Annotated in this window: 19 protein-coding genes; 11 read left to right on the top strand and 8 right to left on the bottom strand. The window is 71.9% G+C overall.

Going from position 1 to position 18,705, the window contains the following annotated elements; translation table 11 throughout:
* The first annotated feature begins 21 nt into the window (after positions 1–21).
* From AB0G01_RS02190 to AB0G01_RS02170, 5 genes are all read left to right on the top strand, one after another.
* Positions 22–1,197 (top strand): PrsW family glutamic-type intramembrane protease, encoded by a 1,176-nt coding sequence (locus AB0G01_RS02190; protein ID WP_360938709.1) that lies wholly within the window; start codon positions 22–24, stop codon positions 1,195–1,197.
* A gap of 87 nt (positions 1,198–1,284) precedes the next feature.
* Complete coding sequence (locus tag AB0G01_RS02185) at positions 1,285–2,178, top strand: DUF2520 domain-containing protein (RefSeq protein ID WP_360938708.1); 894 nt, start codon at positions 1,285–1,287, stop codon at positions 2,176–2,178.
* Entirely contained in the window at positions 2,175–3,065 is an 891-nt protein-coding gene (gene panC / locus AB0G01_RS02180; RefSeq protein ID WP_360938706.1) for a pantoate--beta-alanine ligase, read from the top strand. Before AB0G01_RS02185 ends, panC begins: the two co-directional genes overlap by 4 nt.
* A gap of 11 nt (positions 3,066–3,076) precedes the next feature.
* A complete protein-coding gene (gene panD, locus AB0G01_RS02175; protein ID WP_360938704.1) occupies positions 3,077–3,598 on the top strand; it encodes an aspartate 1-decarboxylase in 522 nt (173 codons plus the stop codon).
* A gap of 28 nt (positions 3,599–3,626) precedes the next feature.
* Positions 3,627–4,412, top strand: a complete 786-nt coding sequence (locus tag AB0G01_RS02170) for a type III pantothenate kinase (protein ID WP_360938702.1) — start codon at positions 3,627–3,629, stop codon at positions 4,410–4,412.
* A 48-nt stretch (positions 4,413–4,460) separates the two neighbouring features.
* On the opposite strand, the gene AB0G01_RS02165 is transcribed toward AB0G01_RS02170, so the two are convergent.
* A complete protein-coding gene (locus AB0G01_RS02165) occupies positions 4,461–5,225 on the bottom strand; it encodes a class I SAM-dependent methyltransferase (RefSeq protein WP_360938700.1) in 765 nt (254 codons plus the stop codon).
* 50 nt (positions 5,226–5,275) lie between these two features.
* Between AB0G01_RS02165 and lysS the strand changes: the two genes are divergently transcribed.
* The 3 genes from lysS to AB0G01_RS02150 all read left to right on the top strand — a co-directional run bounded on the left by lysS (position 5,276) and on the right by AB0G01_RS02150 (position 10,568).
* Positions 5,276–6,787 carry a lysine--tRNA ligase gene (lysS, locus tag AB0G01_RS02160; protein ID WP_360938697.1) on the top strand — a complete coding sequence of 504 codons (1,512 nt, stop codon included), beginning with the start codon at positions 5,276–5,278 and terminating at the stop codon, positions 6,785–6,787.
* Positions 6,788–6,902: 115 nt separating this feature from the next.
* A complete protein-coding gene (locus AB0G01_RS02155) occupies positions 6,903–7,250 on the top strand; it encodes an Lsr2 family protein (RefSeq protein ID WP_360938694.1) in 348 nt (115 codons plus the stop codon).
* A gap of 744 nt (positions 7,251–7,994) precedes the next feature.
* Positions 7,995–10,568, top strand: coding sequence for an ATP-dependent Clp protease ATP-binding subunit (locus AB0G01_RS02150; protein WP_360938691.1), 2,574 nt, complete (start codon positions 7,995–7,997; stop codon positions 10,566–10,568).
* 207 nt (positions 10,569–10,775) lie between these two features.
* Here the strand turns inward: AB0G01_RS02150 and pcp are convergent, their stop codons facing one another.
* Positions 10,776–11,429, bottom strand: coding sequence for a pyroglutamyl-peptidase I (gene pcp, locus AB0G01_RS02145; protein WP_360938689.1), 654 nt, complete (start codon positions 11,427–11,429; stop codon positions 10,776–10,778).
* Between the two features lie 251 nt (positions 11,430–11,680).
* On the opposite strand from pcp, the gene AB0G01_RS02140 reads away from it, so the two are divergent.
* Positions 11,681–12,412: an endonuclease/exonuclease/phosphatase family protein gene (locus AB0G01_RS02140; RefSeq protein WP_360938686.1), complete on the top strand. Its 732-nt coding sequence runs from the start codon at positions 11,681–11,683 to the stop codon at positions 12,410–12,412.
* Here AB0G01_RS02140 and AB0G01_RS02135 read toward each other — a convergent pair.
* The 3 genes from AB0G01_RS02135 to AB0G01_RS02125 form a co-directional block, all read right to left on the bottom strand.
* A complete protein-coding gene (locus tag AB0G01_RS02135; protein ID WP_360939842.1) occupies positions 12,384–13,124 on the bottom strand; it encodes a Sir2 family NAD-dependent protein deacetylase in 741 nt (246 codons plus the stop codon). The two genes, AB0G01_RS02140 and AB0G01_RS02135, sit on opposite strands and share 29 nt — an antisense overlap.
* 157 nt (positions 13,125–13,281) lie before the next feature.
* Positions 13,282–13,593: an antibiotic biosynthesis monooxygenase gene (locus AB0G01_RS02130; RefSeq protein WP_360938683.1), complete on the bottom strand. Its 312-nt coding sequence runs from the start codon at positions 13,591–13,593 to the stop codon at positions 13,282–13,284.
* Between the two features lie 51 nt (positions 13,594–13,644).
* Positions 13,645–15,126, bottom strand: a complete 1,482-nt coding sequence (locus AB0G01_RS02125) for a M1 family metallopeptidase (protein WP_360938680.1) — start codon at positions 15,124–15,126, stop codon at positions 13,645–13,647.
* Between the two features lie 17 nt (positions 15,127–15,143).
* On the opposite strand from AB0G01_RS02125, the gene AB0G01_RS02120 reads away from it, so the two are divergent.
* Positions 15,144–15,887, top strand: coding sequence for an alpha/beta hydrolase (locus AB0G01_RS02120; protein WP_360938677.1), 744 nt, complete (start codon positions 15,144–15,146; stop codon positions 15,885–15,887).
* Here AB0G01_RS02120 and AB0G01_RS02115 read toward each other — a convergent pair.
* From AB0G01_RS02115 to AB0G01_RS02105, 3 genes are all read right to left on the bottom strand, one after another.
* Entirely contained in the window at positions 15,836–16,345 is a 510-nt protein-coding gene (locus AB0G01_RS02115; protein ID WP_360938674.1) for a 2'-5' RNA ligase family protein, read from the bottom strand. The genes AB0G01_RS02120 and AB0G01_RS02115 overlap by 52 nt on opposite strands.
* Before the next feature lies 1 nt (position 16,346).
* Complete coding sequence (locus tag AB0G01_RS02110; protein WP_360938671.1) at positions 16,347–17,216, bottom strand: A/G-specific adenine glycosylase; 870 nt, start codon at positions 17,214–17,216, stop codon at positions 16,347–16,349.
* Positions 17,217–17,358: 142 nt separating this feature from the next.
* Positions 17,359–17,850 carry a carbonic anhydrase gene (locus AB0G01_RS02105; RefSeq protein ID WP_360938667.1) on the bottom strand — a complete coding sequence of 164 codons (492 nt, stop codon included), beginning with the start codon at positions 17,848–17,850 and terminating at the stop codon, positions 17,359–17,361.
* A gap of 137 nt (positions 17,851–17,987) precedes the next feature.
* Between AB0G01_RS02105 and AB0G01_RS02100 the strand changes: the two genes are divergently transcribed.
* A complete protein-coding gene (locus AB0G01_RS02100; RefSeq protein WP_360938661.1) occupies positions 17,988–18,692 on the top strand; it encodes a hypothetical protein in 705 nt (234 codons plus the stop codon).
* The last annotated feature ends 13 nt before the right edge of the window (positions 18,693–18,705 follow it).

Raw genomic sequence — 18,705 nt, 5'->3', positions numbered from 1 at the left:
GTCCCTTTAAGGTTGCTCACTGTGACCACCTCCCCCGCCCGCAAGCGCGTCGACCAGCGCCGCTGGACCGTCCTCCTGCCGGTGGTCGGGCTGATCACGCTGGGCACGTGCGGCCTGATCCTGCTCGGCCTGGGCACCAGCAAGATCGGCGTGGGGCCGATCCTGGTCGGCGCGATCGCCGCCCTGGTGCCGGTCGCCGCGGTGCTCGGCGCGTTCCTCTGGGTGGACCGCTGGGAACCGGAGCCGGCGAAGATCCTGCTGCTGGCCTTCGCCTGGGGGGCGTGCGGCGCGACCATCACGTCGCTGGTGTTCAACCAGACCGCGCACGTGCTGGGCGAGCTGATCAACAACGGCGACGGGTCGACGTTCGCCGCCGTCGTGGGCGCGCCGATCGTGGAGGAGGCGACCAAGGCGGTGTTCGTGGTCGCGCTGTTCCTGCGCCGGCGCGAGGAGTTCGACGGCGTGGTGGACGGGATCGTCTACGCCGGCGTGACCGCGGCCGGCTTCGCGTACACCGAGAACATCTACTACTTCGCGCGGGTGTTCGTGGACAGCGGCTTCGGCGACCTGTCCAGCGGGGTGGTGGCGCTGTTCGTCCTGCGCGGCGTGCTCTCGCCGTTCGCGCACCCGCTGTTCACCGCCATGACCGGGATCGGCGTCGGCATCGCGGCGATGACCGGCAACCGGACGCTGCGGTGGGTCGCGCCGGTCCTGGGCTACCTCGGCGCGGCCGGGCTGCACTCGCTGTGGAACTTCTCCACCACGGTGGGCACCGGGTCGACGTTCATCAACCTGTACTTCCTGATCATGGTGCCGATCTTCGCGGGCGTGGTGTGGCTGGTGATCTGGCAGCGCCGCCGGGAGCAGCGGATCGTGGCCCGCCGGCTCCCGGAGATGGCCGCGCAGCGGTGGATCGCGTCCAGCGAGGTCACCCTGCTGGCGTCGTTGCAGGGCCGCCGGCGGTGGCGGCGCGCGGTGCGGCGCAAGGTCGGCGAGCAGGCCGCGCGGGCCGTCGCCGAGTACCAGGTGGCCGCGACCGAGCTCGCGTTCCTGCGGCACCGGATTCAGCTCGGAACAGCGGGCGCGGGTGCTGAAAAGCGGCACGCCGAGCTCCTGGAGGCGCTGATCGCCGCACGTCAGGCGGCGGTGGACGCGCCGGGCGCGCTGAAAGCGGCGGGTGGTGTTCGTCGCAGTTGAGTTCTGCCCGGCGGACGCGGGATTACGCTCGCGGCCGTCGTCCGGTACCCGTCCAGGGCCTGGAACGCCGTTGAAGGAGTACGTCGCATGGACGCGACCCCCCGCCCCGCGCGGCTGGCTGTCGGAGTGATCTCGGCGGGCCGGGTGGGTTCGGTGCTGGGTGCCGCCCTGGCCAGGGCGGGCCACGTGGTCAGCTCGGTGTCCGCCGTGTCGGTCGAGTCGCTGCGCCGGGCCGAAGAGCTGCTGCCGGACGTGCCGGTGGCGTCGCCGCCCGAGGTCGCCGCGTCGGCCGACCTGGTGCTGCTGGCCGTCCCGGACGACGAACTGGCCGGCCTGGTGCGCGGCCTGGTCGCCACCGGGTCGCTGCGCGCCGGGCAGATCGTCGTGCACACCAGCGGTGCGCAGGGCGTCGACGTCCTGGAGCCCGCGCGGTCGGTCGGTGCCCTCTGCGTCGCCCTGCACCCGGTGATGACGTTCACCGGGCGGCCCGAGGACGTCGAGCGGATGACCGCGTGCTCGGTCGGCGTGACCGCCGCCGACGGCGACGAGGCGGCGTGGAACGTCGGCGAGGCGCTGGTCGTGGAGATGGCGGCGGAGCCCGTGCGCATCCCCGGAGCCGCCCGACCGCTCTACCACGCGGCCCTCGCGCACGGCGCGAACCACCTGATCACGCTGGTCGCGGACTGCGCGGACCTGCTCCGCTCGGCCGGGGTCGACGACGCCGAGCGGGTGGTCGGGCCGCTGCTGTCCGCCGCGCTGGACAACGTCCTGCGCCACGGCGACCGGGCGCTCACCGGACCGGTCGCGCGCGGCGACACCGGGACCCTCGCCGAGCACCTGCGCGTGCTGGCCGCCGAAGCACCTGACACCCTCGCCCCGTACCGAGCACTCGCGCGCCGCACCGCCGACCGCGCGCAGGCCGCCGGGCTGCTCAAGCCCGAACCGGCCGCCGACGTCCGCACCACCCTTGAGGACCGATGACCAAGCCGCTCACCAAAGACGACTACGCGCCCGACGACGTCACGGTGCACCGTGACCCGGAGCGGTTGCGGCGGGTGGTGCGCGCGCTGCGCGCCGCCGGGCGCAACATCGCGCTGGTGCCCACCATGGGCGCGCTGCACGAGGGCCACCGGAAGCTGATCCGGGAAGCCCGCGTCATGCAGAACACCGTGGTCGTGGTGTCGATCTTCGTCAACCCCACCCAGTTCGGGCCGGCGGAGGACTTCTCGCGGTACCCGCGCTCCTTCGAGTCCGATGTGGACCTCTGCCGGCAGGAGCGGGCGGGCCTGGTGTTCGCGCCGGCGGTGGAGGACGTCTACCTGCCGGGCGCGACGGTGACCGTGTCGCCCGGACCGCTCGGCGACGAGCTGGAGGGCGCGTCCCGGCCGGGGCACTTCACCGGGGTGCTGACCGTGGTGGCCAAGCTGTTCAACATCGTCCAGCCGAACTACGCGGTGTTCGGCGAGAAGGACTACCAGCAGTTGACGCTGATCCACCGGATGGCGCGGGACCTGGACATCCCGGTCGCCGTCGTCGGCGTGCCGACCGTGCGGGAACCGGACGGCCTGGCCCTGTCGTCGCGCAACCGGTACCTGTCGGACGGGGAGCGGTCGGCGGCCACCGCGCTGTCGGCCGCGCTGGTGGCGGGCGCGCACGTGAGCGGCAGGGGGCCGGCGGCCGTGGTCGAGGCGGCCTCCGCCGTCCTCGCGGCCGAGCCCTCGGTGGACGTGGACTACCTGGAGGTGCGGGCACCCGACCTGGGGCCCGCGCCGGAGAACGGGGACGCGCGGCTGCTGGTCGCCGCGCGGGTGGGCTCCACCCGGCTGATCGACAACATCGCCGTGCTGCTCGGCACCGGCGACGAGTGAGGGGGACCCCGGTGTTCCGCACGATGCTCAAGTCGAAGATCCACCGCGCCACGGTGACCCAGGCCGACCTGCACTACGTGGGGTCGGTGACCGTGGACCGGGATCTGATGGAGGCCGCCGACCTGCTGGCCGGCGAGCAGGTCGCGATCGTCGACGTCACCAACGGGGCGCGGCTGGAGACCTACGTCATCCCCGGCGAGCGCGGGTCCGGCGTGATCGGGATCAACGGGGCCGCTGCGCACCTGGTCGAGCCCGGTGACCTGGTGATCCTGATCGCCTACGGGCAGATGGACGACGCCGAGGCGCGGGAGCACCGGCCGCGCGTGGTGTTCGTCGACGCGGACAACCGGGTGGTGGAGCTCGGCGCGGACGCCGCGCACGCGCCCGAGGGGTCCGGGCTGGTCAGCGGTGCCGCGGTGCCGAGTGGCGCGGGTGCTGCCGTGGCGGTCGGCGGTGCGGTGCCCGAGGTGGCCTCGTCGTCGGAGACCGAGGACGCCACGGCGTTGGACGCGTTGATCCAGGCCGAGAACTGACCGGGGTTCCGGCGGAGGGGATTGTCCAGTGCTGCTCGCCATCGACGTCGGCAACACCAACATCGTCCTGGGCCTGTACGACGGGACGGGGGACAGGGCCGCGCTGGTGCGCGACTGGCGGATGCGCACCGACGCGCGGATGACCGCCGACGAGCTCGCGCTGACCATGCGCGGGCTGCTGGGGCAGTACGCGGACGAGATCACCGGGATCTCGGCGCTGTCGACGGTGCCGGCGGTGCTGCGGGAACTGCGGGTCATGCTCGGCCGGTACTACTCGGCGGTGCCGAAGGTGCTGGTCGAGCCCGGTGTGCGGACCGGCGTGCCGCTGCTGGTCGACAACCCGAAGGAAGTCGGGTCCGACCGGGTGATCAACACACTGGCCGCGCACCACCTGCACAGCACGGCGTGCGTGGTGGTCGACTTCGGCACCTCCACCAACCTGGACGTCATCTCGGCCAAGGGCGAGTTCCTGGGCGGGGCGCTGGCCCCGGGGATCGAGATCTCGGTCGACGCGCTGGCCGCGCGGGCGGCGCAGCTCCGGAAGGTCGAGCTGGTGCGCCCCCGGTCGGTGATCGGGAAGAACACCGTGGAGTGCCTCCAGTCCGGGATCGTGTACGGGTTCGTCGGGCAGGTGGACGGGCTGGTGCGGCGGATCGTGGACGAGTTGCAGGTGACCGAGCCCGGACCGGTGACCGTGATCGCCACGGGCGGGCTGGCCCCGCTGGTGGTGACGGAGTCGGCGACGATCCAGGCCCACGTGCCGGACCTGACGCTGCTGGGTCTGCGGCTGGTGTTCGAGCGCAACATGCGGTGAGCGGCGCGGTGGGCGGTGCGCCCCGCGCGCACCGGGACCGCGCCGTGGTCAGCGGCGGTGCTGGCGGGTCGCCACGGTCACGATGGGGAAGTCGAACTCGCCGGTCGCCGTCTCCGGGTTGCCCTTCAGGAAGGCCAGCAGGGAGGCCAGCAGCTCCCGCCGTTCCGCTCCGCTGATCACCAGCGCGTGGGAGTGCGTGCCGATCGTCTCCACCAGGGACTCCGCCGTCCGGCGGTGCGCGTGGGGGAACCGCCGGTGCTCGGTCCGCTGGAACTCCTCGTGCTCCGGGACCTCCTCTTCCAGCGAGTGCTGCCCGCTGACCGTGGACTTGGCCAGTTCGTCCAGCTTCGCCACCCACGGCACGGTGGTGTCCGAGTCGTTCCACAGCGAGGTCAGGGTGCCCCCGGGCCGCAGCACCCGGGCGATCTCGGTCTGCGCCCTCGCCTTGTCGAACCAGTGGAACGCCTGGCCCACCAGGACCGCGTCCACCGTCGCGTCCGGGAGGGGGATGCGCTCCGCGGTTCCCGGCAGCGCCCGCACGCCCCCGTGCCGGCGCACCAGCTCCGACAGCATCGACTCGTCGGGCTCCACGGCGGTGACCTGGTGGCCTTCCGCGATGAGCCCGCCGGTGAGCTTCCCGGTTCCCGCCGCCAGGTCGAGGACCCGGTGCGGACCTTCGCCCAGGGGTTCCACCGCCCACCGGATGGCGGCCACGGGGTAGTCCGGGCGGTGTTCGGCGTAGGTGGCGGCATGTGCTCCGAAGGAGTTCGCTCGGCGAGCACGCAAGTCATCACTCGTCACCGTCCCCACCATAGTGAGAACCGGTTCGATTCCCCGAGGGGTCTTTCCGTACGCTTCCCCCCGTGAGTGAGCAGCCTGCGACCCCCACCGCCACCAGTGACGACGACCTTCCCGAACAGCTTCGGGTGCGCCGGGAGAAGCGGGCGCGGCTGCTGGAGCGCGGGGTGGACCCCTATCCGGTCGAGGTCCCCCGCACGCACACGTTGCGCGAGGTCCGGGAACGGCACCAGGGGCTCGAACCCGATGTCACCACCGGCGAGGTCGTCGGGGTGACCGGACGGGTGATGTTCATCCGCAACACCGGGAAGTTGTGCTTCGCCACGCTCCGCGAAGGCGACGGCACCGAACTCCAGGCCATGCTCAGCCTGAACGGGGTCGGCGAGCGGGCGCTGGCGGACTGGAAGTCCGACGTCGACCTGGGCGACCACGTGTTCGTGCGCGGTGAGGTCATCACCTCCCGGCGCGGCGAGCTCTCCGTGATGGCCGCCGAGTGGCGGTTGGCCGCCAAGTCGCTCCGGCCGCTTCCCGTGGCGCACAAGGAACTGGCCGAGGAAACCCGCATCCGCCGGCGGTACGTGGACCTCATCGTGCGGGAGCAGGCCCGGGACACCGTGCGCGGGCGGGCCGCCGTCGTGCGGTCCCTGCGGGAGTCGTTCCACCGGCGCGGCTTCGTCGAGGTCGAGACGCCGATGTTGCAGACGTTGCAGGGCGGCGCGTCCGCGCGCCCCTTCGTCACGCACTCCAACGCCCTGGACATCGACCTCTTCCTGCGCATCGCCCCCGAGCTGTACCTCAAGCGCTGCGTGGTGGGCGGCATCGAGAAGGTCTTCGAGATCAACCGCAACTTCCGCAACGAGGGCATGGACTCGTCCCACTCGCCCGAGTTCTCGATGCTGGAGTTCTACGAGGCGTACGCGACCTACGAGTCGAACGCGGTCTTCACCCGCGAGCTGGTCCAGGAGGCCGCCCTCGCGGTCGCGGGCTCGCACCGGGTGACGCTGGCCGACGGCTCGGAGTACGACCTCGGCGGCGAGTGGACGACCCTCGGCATGTACGAGTCGCTCTCCGAGGCCGCCGGCGGAGTCGTGACGCCGGACACCTCCGTCGAGGAGCTCCGCGAGCTCGCGGACCGGGTGCGGCTGGAGGTCGACCCGAAGTCGGGCCACGGCAAGCTGGTCGAGGAGCTGTGGGAGCACCTGGTCGGGGCCGACCTGCACGCGCCCACGTTCGTCCGTGATTTCCCGCTGGAGACCTCGCCGCTCACCCGGCGGCACCGCAGCCGGGCCGGCGTGGCCGAAAAGTGGGACCTGTACGTGCGCGGATTCGAGTTGGCCACGGGATACTCCGAACTGGTCGACCCGGTGGCCCAGCGGGAGCGGTTGGAAGCCCAGGCGCGGTTGAGCGCCGCCGGGGACGTCGAGGCCATGCCGGTGGACGAAGACTTTCTGCGATCGCTGGAGTACGGAATGCCACCGAGCGGTGGCGTGGGAATGGGCATCGACCGACTGCTGATGGCCATCACCGGTCTCGGTATCCGGGAGACGATCCTGTTCCCCCTCGTGCGCCCTGAATGAAGTAACTTCTCGGACTCCGGTCTGCGCATTGCGGTAGTTGTGCGCTAACCTGCACCCGACATTGCTTTGGTCGCGGTCGGGGAACACCGCGAATTCGGAGTCCAGGAGGATACGCATGGCGCAGAAGGTCACCGTGACCCTGGTCGATGACCTGGACGGCGGGAAGGCGGAGGAGACGGTCGGCTTCGGTTTGGACGGCGTGTCCTACGAGATCGACCTTTCTTCGGGCAATGCGGGCAAGCTCCGCGACGCTCTCGCCGACTTCGTCGCCGGCGCTCGCAAGGCCGGAGGTCGCAAGCGCGGCCCGGGCCGTCCGGCCGGTGTGAAGGCCGCACGTCCCGCATCCGCCGATCGTGAGCAGAACCAGGCCATTCGGGAGTGGGCCCGCAAGCAGGGGAGGAAGGTGTCCGATCGTGGACGTATCCCCGCCGAGGTGCTGGAGGCCTACCACCAGCAGGGCTGACACGTGATTGCGTGGCGTGCGCCACGGCAATTACGCCATACGACGAAGGGGCACCGGTCCGAAACCGGTGCCCCTTGGTTGTTCTATCACCCCGCCCGGTCCTCGAAAGATCTTGGACGGACCCCGGATGGTGAAGTTCATAACGATGCGCGGCCGATGGTCCGCCACGCGGTCACCGACCGGCATTAGGCGTCGCCCGGACTCGTCCCCCGGTCGGGGGATGAGTCCGAACGGTCCAAAGGGGGAGCGGCGACTTTCCCGGCGGCGGTCCGACCGGTTTCCCGGCCCGGGGAGTCGGTCCCCCGGGGCCGGTCCCGGGGAGTCGGCCCGGGGAGTCGACGCGGAGGTGGGCGGGGCTGTTCCGCCGGCAGGGCGACCACGTTCGAGTATCGGATCGCCGCGTACCCGCCGGTCCGGTCGCCGGAGAGGCCCGGCGGGCGGTCCGAGGAGGCTCGCCCTGCCTGGTCAGGTCTGCCTCGCGCCGGCGGTCCACTGTGATGCCGGTCACCCCACGTGCCACCGAACGGGGGGTTGTTCGCGCTCAGCGGACATCGCCCGATCCGTGGAATCTGCCTGGCAGATCACGCGTTGGTACCGGTGTCAGAGATCCTCGACGGCGACTGCACGCGAACGGGAACTGAGAGTGTCGGGGCCGGCGACTACAGTGGTCCCACGGTGCCGCGCTCTCCACGGTATGCCAGTGGTGAGCCCGAGGACCGCCGGCGCAGCAGTCAGGGAGTGCGAATGTTCGAAAGGTTCACCGACCGCGCGAGGCGGGTGGTTGTCCTGGCCCAGGAAGAGGCCCGGATGCTCAACCACAACTACATCGGCACCGAACACATCCTTTTGGGGTTGATCCACGAGGGTGAGGGTGTCGCCGCCAAGGCGCTGGAGTCGCTGGGGATCGCGCTGGAGGGGGTGCGCCAGCAGGTGGAGGAGATCATCGGGCAGGGGCAGCAGGCCCCGTCCGGTCACATCCCCTTCACCCCGCGCGCCAAGAAGGTGCTCGAGCTGTCGTTGCGGGAGGCGCTTCAGCTCGGTCACAACTACATCGGCACCGAGCACATCCTGCTGGGCCTGATCCGCGAGGGCGAGGGTGTCGCCGCGCAGGTGCTGGTCAAGCTGGGCGCGGACCTCAACCGGGTCCGCCAGCAGGTGTTGCAGTTGTTGTCGGGGTATTCGACGAGCAAGGAGACCGCGGAGTCCGGCGGTCGTGGCGAGGGCACGCCGTCGTCGTCGTTGGTGTTGGACCAGTTCGGGCGCAATCTGACCGCGAGTGCGCGGGAGGGGAAGCTGGACCCGGTCATCGGTCGCGCCAAGGAGATCGAGCGGGTCATGCAGGTGCTCTCGCGCCGGACGAAGAACAACCCGGTGCTGATCGGCGAGCCCGGTGTGGGCAAGACCGCGGTGGTCGAGGGCCTGGCGCAGATGGTGGTCAAGGGCGAGGTGCCCGAGACGCTCAAGGACAAGCAGCTCTACACGTTGGACCTGGGTTCGCTGGTGGCGGGTTCGCGGTACCGGGGTGATTTCGAGGAGCGCCTGAAGAAGGTGCTCAAGGAGATCCGGACGCGCGGGGACATCATCCTGTTCATCGACGAGATCCACACCCTGGTCGGTGCGGGTGCGGCGGAGGGCGCGATCGACGCGGCGTCGATCCTCAAGCCGATGTTGGCTCGGGGCGAGTTGCAGACGATCGGTGCGACCACGCTGGACGAGTACCGCAAGTACGTGGAGAAGGACCCGGCGCTGGAGCGGCGCTTCCAGCCGATCCAGGTCGGTGAGCCGTCGCTGGAGCACACGATCGAGATCCTCAAGGGTCTGCGCGACCGGTACGAGGCGCACCACCGGGTGTCGATCACCGATTCGGCGCTGGTGGCGGCGGCGACGCTGGCCGACCGGTACATCAACGACCGGTTCCTGCCGGACAAGGCGATCGACCTGATCGACGAGGCGGGCGCGCGGATGCGCATCCGCCGGATGACCGCGCCGCCGGACCTGCGCGAGTTCGACGAGAAGATCGCCGACGTGCGCCGGGAGAAGGAGTCCGCGATCGACGCGCAGGACTTCGAGCGGGCGGCGAAGCTGCGGGATTCCGAGAAGCAGCTCCTGGGCCGCAAGGCCGAGCGGGAGAAGCAGTGGAAGGACGGCGACCTGGACGTGGTCGCCGAGGTCGACGACGAGCAGATCGCCGAGGTCCTGGCGAACTGGACGGGCATCCCGGTGTTCAAGCTCACCGAGGAGGAGACCACCCGCCTGCTGCGCATGGAGGACGAGCTCCACAAGCGGATCATCGGCCAGGTCGACGCGGTCAGGGCCGTGTCGCAGGCGATCCGCCGCACCCGGGCGGGGTTGAAGGACCCCAAGCGGCCCTCGGGCTCGTTCATCTTCGCCGGCCCGTCGGGCGTGGGCAAGACGGAGCTGTCCAAGGCGTTGGCGCAGTTCCTCTTCGGCGAGGACGACGCGCTGATCCAGATCGACATGGGCGAGTTCCACGACCGGTACACCGCCTCGCGGCTGTTCGGTGCCCCTCCCGGCTACGTCGGCTACGAGGAGGGCGGGCAGCTCACGGAGAAGGTGCGGCGCAAGCCGTTCTCGGTGGTGCTGTTCGACGAGATCGAGAAGGCGCACCAGGAGGTCTACAACACGCTGTTGCAGGTGTTGGAGGACGGCCGGTTGACCGACGGCCAGGGCCGGACGGTCGACTTCAAGAACACGGTGATCATCTTCACGTCGAACCTGGGCACCTCGGACATCTCCAAGGCCGTGGGGCTGGGGTTCACCTCGGGGCAGGACACCGCGTCGAACTACGAGCGGATGAAGAACAAGGTCAACGACGAGCTCAAGAAGCACTTCCGGCCGGAGTTCCTCAACCGGATCGACGACATCATCGTGTTCCACCAGCTCACCCAGGACGAGATCATCAAGATGGTCGACCTGATGATCGCCCGCGTCGAGGCGCAGCTCAAGAACAAGGACATGGCGATCGAGCTCACCGACCGGGCCAAGATGCTGCTGGCCAAGCGCGGTTTCGACCCCGTGCTCGGCGCGCGCCCGCTGCGGCGCACGATCCAGCGCGAGATCGAGGACCAGCTCTCGGAGAAGATCCTGTTCGGCGAGATCCAGCCGGGCCAGATCATCATCACCGACGTCGAGGGCTGGGACGGCGAGTCCGAGGCGGACGACAAGGCGCACTTCGTCTTCCGAGGCGAGACGAAGCCGCTCACCGTGCCCGACGCGCCGCCGGTGGACCTGGCCGCGTCCGGCGGGTCCGGCAGCTCCGGTGGCGACACCGGTGAGTCGGACGTCGAGTCGGCCTGACAGCCGGCGAGGGCGGCCCTCCGGGGCCGCCCCGGCGGCCGGCCGAGACCGGCTCAGGCCGCGCCTGGGCCCGCTCGGTCGGGTTGAGACGAGGGTGGACGCGCCAAACGCCCCCTGGAGCCCCCAGGGGGCGTTTTCGCGTGCGGGGAAGTCGGGCCGGGCCTCGTCGGCCGGTGCGCCCCGTGGGCGCGGGGGCGGGCCGGGTGGTCAGTGCAGGGTGCCGGCCGTGCTGCGCAGGTCGGTGGTGCGGGCGACGGTGGTGCGGATGATCAGGTCGAGAGCGCGGGCCGTGGTCCCGACGTCGAGGCTCGGCGCGTCCTCGTGGCCCTGGCCCGGCGCGTAGGGCACGTGCACGAAGCCGCCCCTGACCTGCGGGAACTCCGTCGCGACCAGGTGCATGAGCCCGTAGAACACGTGGTTGCAGACGAACGTCCCGGCGGTGTGCGACACCGAGGCCGGGATGTCCGCGTCCAGCAGCGCCTCGACGCACGCCTTCACCGGCAGGGTGCCGAAGTACGCCGTCGGCCCGCCTGCCACGACCGGCTCGTCGATCGGCTGGTTGCCGGCGTTGTCCGGGATTCGGGCGTCGTCCAGGTTCACCGCGACCCGTTCCGGCGTCACGCCCACCCGTCCGCCGGCCTGCCCCACGCACACCACCACGTCCGGCCGGTGTGCCACGAGCAGGTCCCGCAGCACGGCCACCGAGCGCCCGAACTCGCACGGCAGCTCGGCCGCCACCAGCTCGTACCCGGCCGGTGACCCGCCCTCCCGCAACTCCTCGGCGACCAGCCGCACCGCGTCCCACGACGGGTTGGTGGCGTCGCCCCCGAACGGTTCGAAGCCCGTCAGCACAACTCTCACTCGGGCAGACTAGATGCCGTGGCCGACCTCGGAGTACGCCGTCCGCGCCGCAAGGCCGTGACGTTCCTGCTGGTGCTGACCACCTTCGCGTTCGTCGCCGTCGCGGTGCTCCGCCTGCTGGGCATCGACGGCACCCGCCACATGGTCGTGCTCACCGCGCTGACCCCGTACTCCACCGCGGCGGGCGTCCTGCTCGGCGCGGTGGCGCTGCTCCTGCGCCGCTGGGCACGATCACCCTGCTGCTCTCCCTGGTGCTGGTCGCGGCCGTCGCGCCGCGCGCCTTCCCGGACCCCCGGCCGATCGGTGTCGGCCGGGACGTCCGGGTGCTGTCGGCGAACCTGCTGCGCGGGAACGCCGACGCGGCGGCGGTCGTGGCGGCGGTGCGGGCGCACCGGGTCGACGTCCTGGCGTTGCAGGAGCTCACGCCGGACGCCGTCGCGGACCTCGACCGCGCGGGCCTGGCCGACGTGCTGCCGCACCGGGTGTTCCTGCCCGAGCCGGGCGTGCCCGGGTCGGGGCTGGCCTCGCGGCACCCGCTGTCCTCCCGCCCGCCGTCCGCGCCGAGCACGCTCCGGCAGGCCCGCGCGCTGGTGGACCTGCCCGGCGACGAGGACGTCGAGGTGCTGTCCGTGCACGCGCTCGCCCCGACGGTGCCGGGCGGTTCGGAACCGTGGCGACGCGACCTCGCCGGCCTGCCCGGACGGGACCTCGACGGGCCGGTGCGGGTGCTGGTGGGCGACTTCAACGCGACCCTGGACCACGTGGGCCTGCGCCGCCTGCTCAACCAGGGCTACGTGGACGCCGCGGACCAGGTCGGCGAGGGGCTGAACCCGACGTGGCCGGCCACCGGGTACTGGCCGCCGGTGGTGATCGACCACGCGCTGGTGGACAACCGGTGCCCGGTCGAGGAGTTCCGGGTGGTCGACCTGCCCGGCACGGACCACCGGGCGGTCCTCACCCGGTTCGTCGTGCCGACCCCGTGAGCCGGTCCAGCTCCACGAGCGCCGCCGCCGCGCCCATCCGCAACGACACCCCGCGCCCGTGCCGGACGTCCGGCTCCCTCGGGTTGATCCTGATCAGCGCCCCGGACGCGGCACTGGCCAGCTCCGCCTGCCGCCGCACGGTCGGCACCGCCAAGCCCGCCCCGATCTCCAGCACGACCAGGCGGCGCGCGGACCGCCGCCACCCGGTCAGCGCGTCCAGCGCGCGTCGACCGGGGCCCGCGACCCACGACCAGTCCTCGAACATCAGGATGTTGGGCCGGGCCAGACCACCGCAGTTGCGGCACGCGGGCAGCGGCGAGACGGCCCGCACGGTCTCCGGGTCGACCTCCACCACGACGTCGTCGGCCGACCACACGTCGTCCGTGCACGGCTCGACGCACTGGAGGCGGTGGATGGACCCGTGCACCTCGGCGACGTCGGCGAACCCGGCCCGCTGGAAGTGCCCGTCCACGTTCGAGGTGAACACCCGGGCCCCCCACGACCGCAGCACGGCGAACCCCGCGTGGGGCTCGGTGCGCCGGTAGAGGTCCAGCCGGTGGCCGTAGAAACCCCAGGCCAACGCCGGGTCCGCGACGAAGTGCACCGGGTCGGCGAGCTCGGCGAACCGCAGGCCGAGCCGTTCGTACGGCGGGTAGGCGCGCCAGAACCCGCGGTCGCCCCGGAAATCGGGCAATCCCGAGTCGACACCCATCCCCGCGCCGGCGCACACCAGCACCGCGTCCGCGCCGGCGACCAGTTCTGCCGCCCGGTCCAGCGCCGCCGGGTCGGGCGCTGCCGGGTCGGGCGCTGCCGGGTCGGGCGCTGCCGGGTCGGGCGCTGCCGGGGGGTCGAGCTCCGCGTGGGGGCCGTCAGTCACGCTTCGGCTGGGAGCTCAGCACGACCTCGAACTCCAGCAGGTCGGACCCGGTCGCGACGGGCTTGGCCCGCTCGCCCGCGTGCGCTTCGCGCGCGCTGCCGTTGCGCCAGGCGTCGAAGTCCGCGTCGGTCTCCCAGTGGGTGACGACGAAGTACCGCTCGTCGCCGGCGACCGGCCGCAGCAGTTGGAAACCGAGGAACCCGGGCGACGAGTCCACCGCGCCGAGCCGCGCGGCGAAGCGCTTCTCCAGCTCCGGGCCGCCACCGTCGGGGACGTGGATCGCGTTGATCTTCACAACTGCCATGGCACCGACGTTAGCAGGGCACGACGGCACCGGGTCGGGTGACGCGGCGCGCTACTTCCGCAGCGTGCCCGGCCACAGGTGCTGGTCGGACGGGATCGCGTCGGCGCGGAACCACGCCGCGAAGAACCCGTCGAGCTCCTGCCCGGACACCTGCTCCACGTGCGCCTCGAACTCGGGCCACGAGGCGTTGCCGTCCCGGTGCCGCGCGATCCAGGTCCGCAGGACCTCGCCGAAGGATTCGTCGCCGATCTGCCGCCGCAGCGCGTGCACGGCGAGCTGCCCCTTGTCGTACACGCCCCGGAACTCGTTGCCCCGGCCCATGTCGTAGAGCTTGCGGTTCCAGTACTGGGTCGAGTCGCCGGTCCGCGCGACCTCGGCGCGGTAGTCGGCGTCCAGGTCCGCGCCGTCCTTCTCCTCGGCCCACAGCCACTGCGCGTAGCTCGCGAAGCACTCGTTGAGGCAGATGTCGGCCCACGACCGCAGCGTCACCGAGTTGCCGAACCACTGGTGGGCGTTCTCGTGGACGACCGTCTCCAGGTCGGCCCACCCGGCGTAGACGGGCCGGGTCTGGGTCTCCAGGGAGAAGCCGATGTCGTCCGCCAGGAAGATCCCGCCCGCCGACTCGAACGGGTACGGGCCGAACTCCGAGGCCAGGAACGCCAGGACCTCCGGCAGCCGGTCCCGGTCCTCCGGCGCTCGTGACACGCCCGGCGCGAACGCGTTCACCACGGGCGTGCCGTCCGCCAGGGTCGTCCGGTCGATCGTCCACTTGTCGATCGCGACGGTGGTCAGGTAGGTGGCCATCGGCTGCGGGGCGTCCCACCGGTACGTGGACCACCCGTCGGCGTGGGTCGTCTCGCCCTCCGCGCCGTTGGACACCACCGACCAGCCGTCCGGCACCCGCGCCGCGAGCGTGAACGACGCCTTGTCGCGCGGGGTGTCGTTGGCGGGGAACCAGGTGGTCGCCGAGTGCGGCTCGCCCGCCGCGAACGCGCCGCCGGACGCGGACACCTGCCACCCGCTGCGGCCCAGCGCGCGGTCCTCGAACAGGGTCGGCACGCCGCCGTAGGTGACCGCGACGACGAATTCGCCGCCCTCGGCCAGCGGGTCGGCGGGCGTGATCACCAGTTCGTGGTCACCCTCCTGGCGGAACTCGGCGGGCCGGTCGCCGACCGCGACCTCGGAGACCTCCAGCTCGTACAGGTCGAGGTTGAAGCGGCTCAGCCCGTCCGTGGCGACGGCCGTGATCAGCGCCTTCCCGTCCAGCCGCCGGGTGGCGGGGTCGTAGCTGATCGACACGTCGTACCCGCGCACGTCGTACCCGGTGTTGCCGTCCTGCGGGTAGTACGGGTCACCCGCGCCGTCACCGCCCTCGGCGTCCACCACGGCGGGCGTGGTCGTCGCCGGGGACTCGGGCACGGCCTGCGGCGTCACCTCCGGTGGTCCGGGCATCTTGACGACCAGCACACCGGCGACGACCAGCACCAAGGCGGCGACGAGGAGGTAAGGGCGGGCCTTGGAGCTCAGTGCCATGCCGACATGATGCACGCATGGGCGTCGCGGAGTTCGGCGGATCGGGACAGGGCATCCTGCTCCTGCACGGCCTGATGAGCAGGGCGAGCACGTGGTGGACGGTGGCGCAGTGGCTCCGGCCGTACGGGCGGGTGGTCGCGACCGACGCGCGCGGTCACGGCCGCAACCCCCGGCGCGGGCCGTTCCGCACGGAGGACTTCGTCGCCGACGCCGCCGAGACCATCGAGCGGCTGGACCTCGCCCCCGCCGTGGTGATCGGCCACTCGATGGGCGGGCTGCACGCGTGGGTGCTCGCCGCCACCCGTCCCGACCTGGTGCGGGCCGTGGTGGCGGAGGACGTGGTGCCGGACAACACCGGCCGCTCGGTGGACGAGTGGCGCTGGTACTTCGACTCGTGGCCGGTGTTCGAGTCGCTCGCGCACGTCCGGTCCGTGGTGCGGGTGCCGCATGTCGAGGAGATGTTCGAGGAGCGCGCGGACGGCTACCACCTGATCGCGCGGCTGGAGGACCTCTACGAGATCGCCGCCGAGTGGGGCGGGCGGTCCTACTGGGAGTTCGTGGACGCCATCCGGTGCCCGACGCTGACCGTCGAGGCCGGTCGGGGCGGGCTGCGGCCCGGCCAGATGGCCGAGGTCGCCCGGCGGACGGGCGGCGCGCACCTGCTGGTCCCCGAGTCCGGGCACGTCGTGCACGACGAGGCCCCGGAGGTCTACCGGGGCGCGGTGGAGGCCTTCCTCAGCGGGTCGATCCCGCCGGTCTGAGTGTCCACCACGGACATCTCGCGGATCTTGGCGCGGATCGGTTCGAGCGGGTGCACGGCGGTGAACGCCCGCACGAGCTCCTCGTCGGTGACGCCGTGCAGCAGCGTGCAGTGCGGCACCCAGTTGCCCGGCAGGTAGTACGCGTTCGGGTCCTTCACCCGGCCCGCGAGCACGTCGTGGACCGCCGAGTGCACGGCCAGCAGCTCGCTGTCCACGACCGCGCCGAGCTGGAGGACGTTCTCCGACGCGGCGAACACACCGAGGGTGTGCAGCCACAGGTCGGGCAGCCACAGCCGGGACAGGTCCTCGCGCAGCTCGGCGCGGACCTTCGGCCCGATCGTGCCCGCGCCGGCCCAGCTCAGGTGCGGCGGGTACTCGAACGTCGCCCCGACCCGCCGCCACAGGTCGCGGATGCGCGCGTCGGCCTCGTCGTCGAAGAACACCACCAGCCAGTGCACGTCAGTGCTCCCCGGGCAGCGCGAACAACCCGGCGTCGGTCTGCTCGACCAGCCCGTCCACCAGCAGCGAGTCCAGGCACCGGTCGCGCTGGCCGGCGTCCGACCACACGACGTCCAGCCGGGTCTTCGCGACCGGCTCGGCCGTGCCGCGCAGCACGTCCAGCAGCAGTCCCCGCACCTGCCGGTCGGTGCCCGCGAACTTCTGCACCGCCTTGACCGGCCCGTCGTACGCGGGGCGGCCGTTGCGCTGCCAGGCGCACGTGTCGAACACCGGGCAGACCGCGCACCGGGGCGCGCGGGCCGTGCAGACGATCGCACCCAGCTCCATCAGCGCCGCCGAGAACACCGCCGCGTTCTCCTCCGGCAGCAGGACCCGCACGTCGTTCATGTCCCGCGTGGTCGACGGCGGTCCCGCGTCGCCCGCGCCGTGCACGGCCCGTGCGATGACCCGGCGGACGTTCGTGTCGACCACCGGGCACCGTTGGCCGTAGGCGAAAGCGGCGACCGCGCGAGCCGTGTACGCGCCGATGCCCGGCAGCGCGAGCAGCTTGTCCACGTTGCTCGGCACCACGTCGGCGTGGTCGGCGGAAATGGCCCGTGCGGCTTCGTGCAGCCGCAGCGCGCGCCTCGGGTAGCCGAGCTTCCCCCACGCGCGCAGCACTTCGCCCTGCGTGGCGGCGGCCATGGCGGACGGCGTGGGCCAGCGCTCCAGCCACTCGCGCCAGAGGGGCTCCACCCGGGCCACGGGGGTCTGCTGCAACATGATCTCGCTGACCAGCACGCCCCACGCGGTGCACTCGGGCTCACGCCAGGGCAGCGCGCGGGCGTTGTCGGCGAACCAGTCGAGGAGGGTCTGCGCGTCCAGGCTCATAGCGCGCGTCAGTGTTCCAGAATGACCTGGAGGGGTGAAAACCGATCGGGGAGTCCGGCACACGTCCCGGCCGACCGGTGGACGCGGACTCCCGGCGGACCGGGCACGCACGCGGAGGTGGTCGTGCCCGGTTCCCCGCCGCCTAGACGACCTCGGTCAGCGCACCCGTGTGGACGTCGTAGACGAACCCCCGCACGTTGTCCCGGTGCGGCACGAACGGGCTGTGGCGAAGTCTGTTCATCGAGTTGCGGACGCTGTCCTTGACCTCGCGGAAGGCCTCCACGGACCACGTCGGGCGCATCCCGGCGTCCTGCTCCAGCTCGTCCTTGAACGCGTCCTCGGTCACCAGCTCCAGGCCGCAGTTCGTGTGGTGCACCAGCAGCACCTCGCGGGTGCCGAGCTTGCGCTGGCTGAGCGCCAGCGACCGGATCATGTCGTCGGTCACGACACCGCCGGCGTTGCGCAGCACGTGCGCCTCGCCCTGCCGCAGACCGAAGATCTCGAACACCCTGATCCTGGAATCCATGCAGGTCAGGATCGCCACCTTCATCGAAGGCATCGGCGACGAGCGGTCGCCGGGCACCACGTTGCCCAGCTCGTCGTTGCGGCGGAGAAGTTCGTCGATCGAGGTCATGGCCCACCTCCCTGTTCCCCCGGATTGGAACCCGCGTCCCGGACGCCGGCAAGCGAATCGGGCCGGAATCACGTTCACCTCATCGGATTACCGCCGCCTACGCCGTTAATCCGACTGCCCCGATTACCTTCGGTCGGGTGACCGAGCCCACCGGCCCGCTTCCGCCATCCGTGTACCGGCGGCGTCGCGCGCTGGCCATCGGTGGCTCGGCGGTGGCCGTGGTGCTGGTCGCGTGGCTGGTCGGGGCGCTGATCGGGCGCGGCCAGCCCGGGTCCACGACCCCGCAGGCGGCGGTCACGTCCAGCCCGCCGCAGGGCGAGCGCCCCACGGCGGCCCCGTCGTCCACCTCGCCCGCGCCCTCGCCCACCTCGTCGCCCTCGCCCTCGCCGTCACCTTCACCCTCGCCGTCACCCTCGCCGTCACCCTCGCCCGAGCCGCCGCCCGGCCCGCCGCAGCCGTGCGAGGACGCGCAGTTGGGCGTGAAGGCGGAGGTGGCGAAGCCCGCGTACCCGGCCGGGCAGTCGGTCGGGATGACCATCCTGGTGTCCAACACCGGGCCGCTGCCGTGCACGCGGGAGATCGGCCGCGCGGTGCGGGAACTGGTGGTGACCAGCGCGGACGGCTCCACGCGCCTGTGGTCGAGCAACGACTGCTTCGCCACCGGGGGGAGCGAGGTCCGGGTGCTGCGGCCCGGCGAGGTGTTCGACTTCGGGCTGGAGTGGCGCGGCAGCACGTCGGAGCCGGGCTGCGCGGAGCACACCCCGCTGGGGCCGGGGGACTACCTGCTCATCGCGCGGGTGGCCGGGAAGACGAGCGATCCGGTCGTGTTCCGGATGACCTGACGCCCGGCCACCG

This window comes from Actinosynnema sp. NPDC023587 (assembly GCF_040640215.1).
GTDB lineage: Bacteria > Actinomycetota > Actinomycetes > Mycobacteriales > Pseudonocardiaceae > Actinosynnema.
The sequence above is the reverse complement of the archived record's forward strand: the minus strand, read 5'-3'. Positions and strand labels throughout refer to the sequence as shown.

Bases quoted from the DNA above. Each gene is read 5' to 3' on its own strand.
- AB0G01_RS02125 (WP_360938680.1), bottom strand. From the start codon at position 15,126: ATGGCACTGAGCTCCAAGGCCCGCCCTTACCTCCTCGTCGCCGCCTTG.
- AB0G01_RS02185 (WP_360938708.1), top strand. From the start codon at position 1,285: ATGGACGCGACCCCCCGCCCCGCGCGGCTGGCTGTCGGAGTGATCTCG.
- AB0G01_RS02150 (WP_360938691.1), top strand. From the start codon at position 7,995: ATGTTCGAAAGGTTCACCGACCGCGCGAGGCGGGTGGTTGTCCTGGCC.
- AB0G01_RS02135 (WP_360939842.1), bottom strand. From the start codon at position 13,124: ATGGGTGTCGACTCGGGATTGCCCGATTTCCGGGGCGACCGCGGGTTC.
- panC (WP_360938706.1), top strand. From the start codon at position 2,175: ATGACCAAGCCGCTCACCAAAGACGACTACGCGCCCGACGACGTCACG.
- AB0G01_RS02110 (WP_360938671.1), bottom strand. From the start codon at position 17,216: ATGAGCCTGGACGCGCAGACCCTCCTCGACTGGTTCGCCGACAACGCC.
- AB0G01_RS02165 (WP_360938700.1), bottom strand. From the start codon at position 5,225: ATGGTGGGGACGGTGACGAGTGATGACTTGCGTGCTCGCCGAGCGAAC.
- AB0G01_RS02120 (WP_360938677.1), top strand. From the start codon at position 15,144: ATGGGCGTCGCGGAGTTCGGCGGATCGGGACAGGGCATCCTGCTCCTG.
- AB0G01_RS02105 (WP_360938667.1), bottom strand. From the start codon at position 17,850: ATGACCTCGATCGACGAACTTCTCCGCCGCAACGACGAGCTGGGCAAC.
- AB0G01_RS02155 (WP_360938694.1), top strand. From the start codon at position 6,903: ATGGCGCAGAAGGTCACCGTGACCCTGGTCGATGACCTGGACGGCGGG.
- AB0G01_RS02130 (WP_360938683.1), bottom strand. From the start codon at position 13,593: ATGGCAGTTGTGAAGATCAACGCGATCCACGTCCCCGACGGTGGCGGC.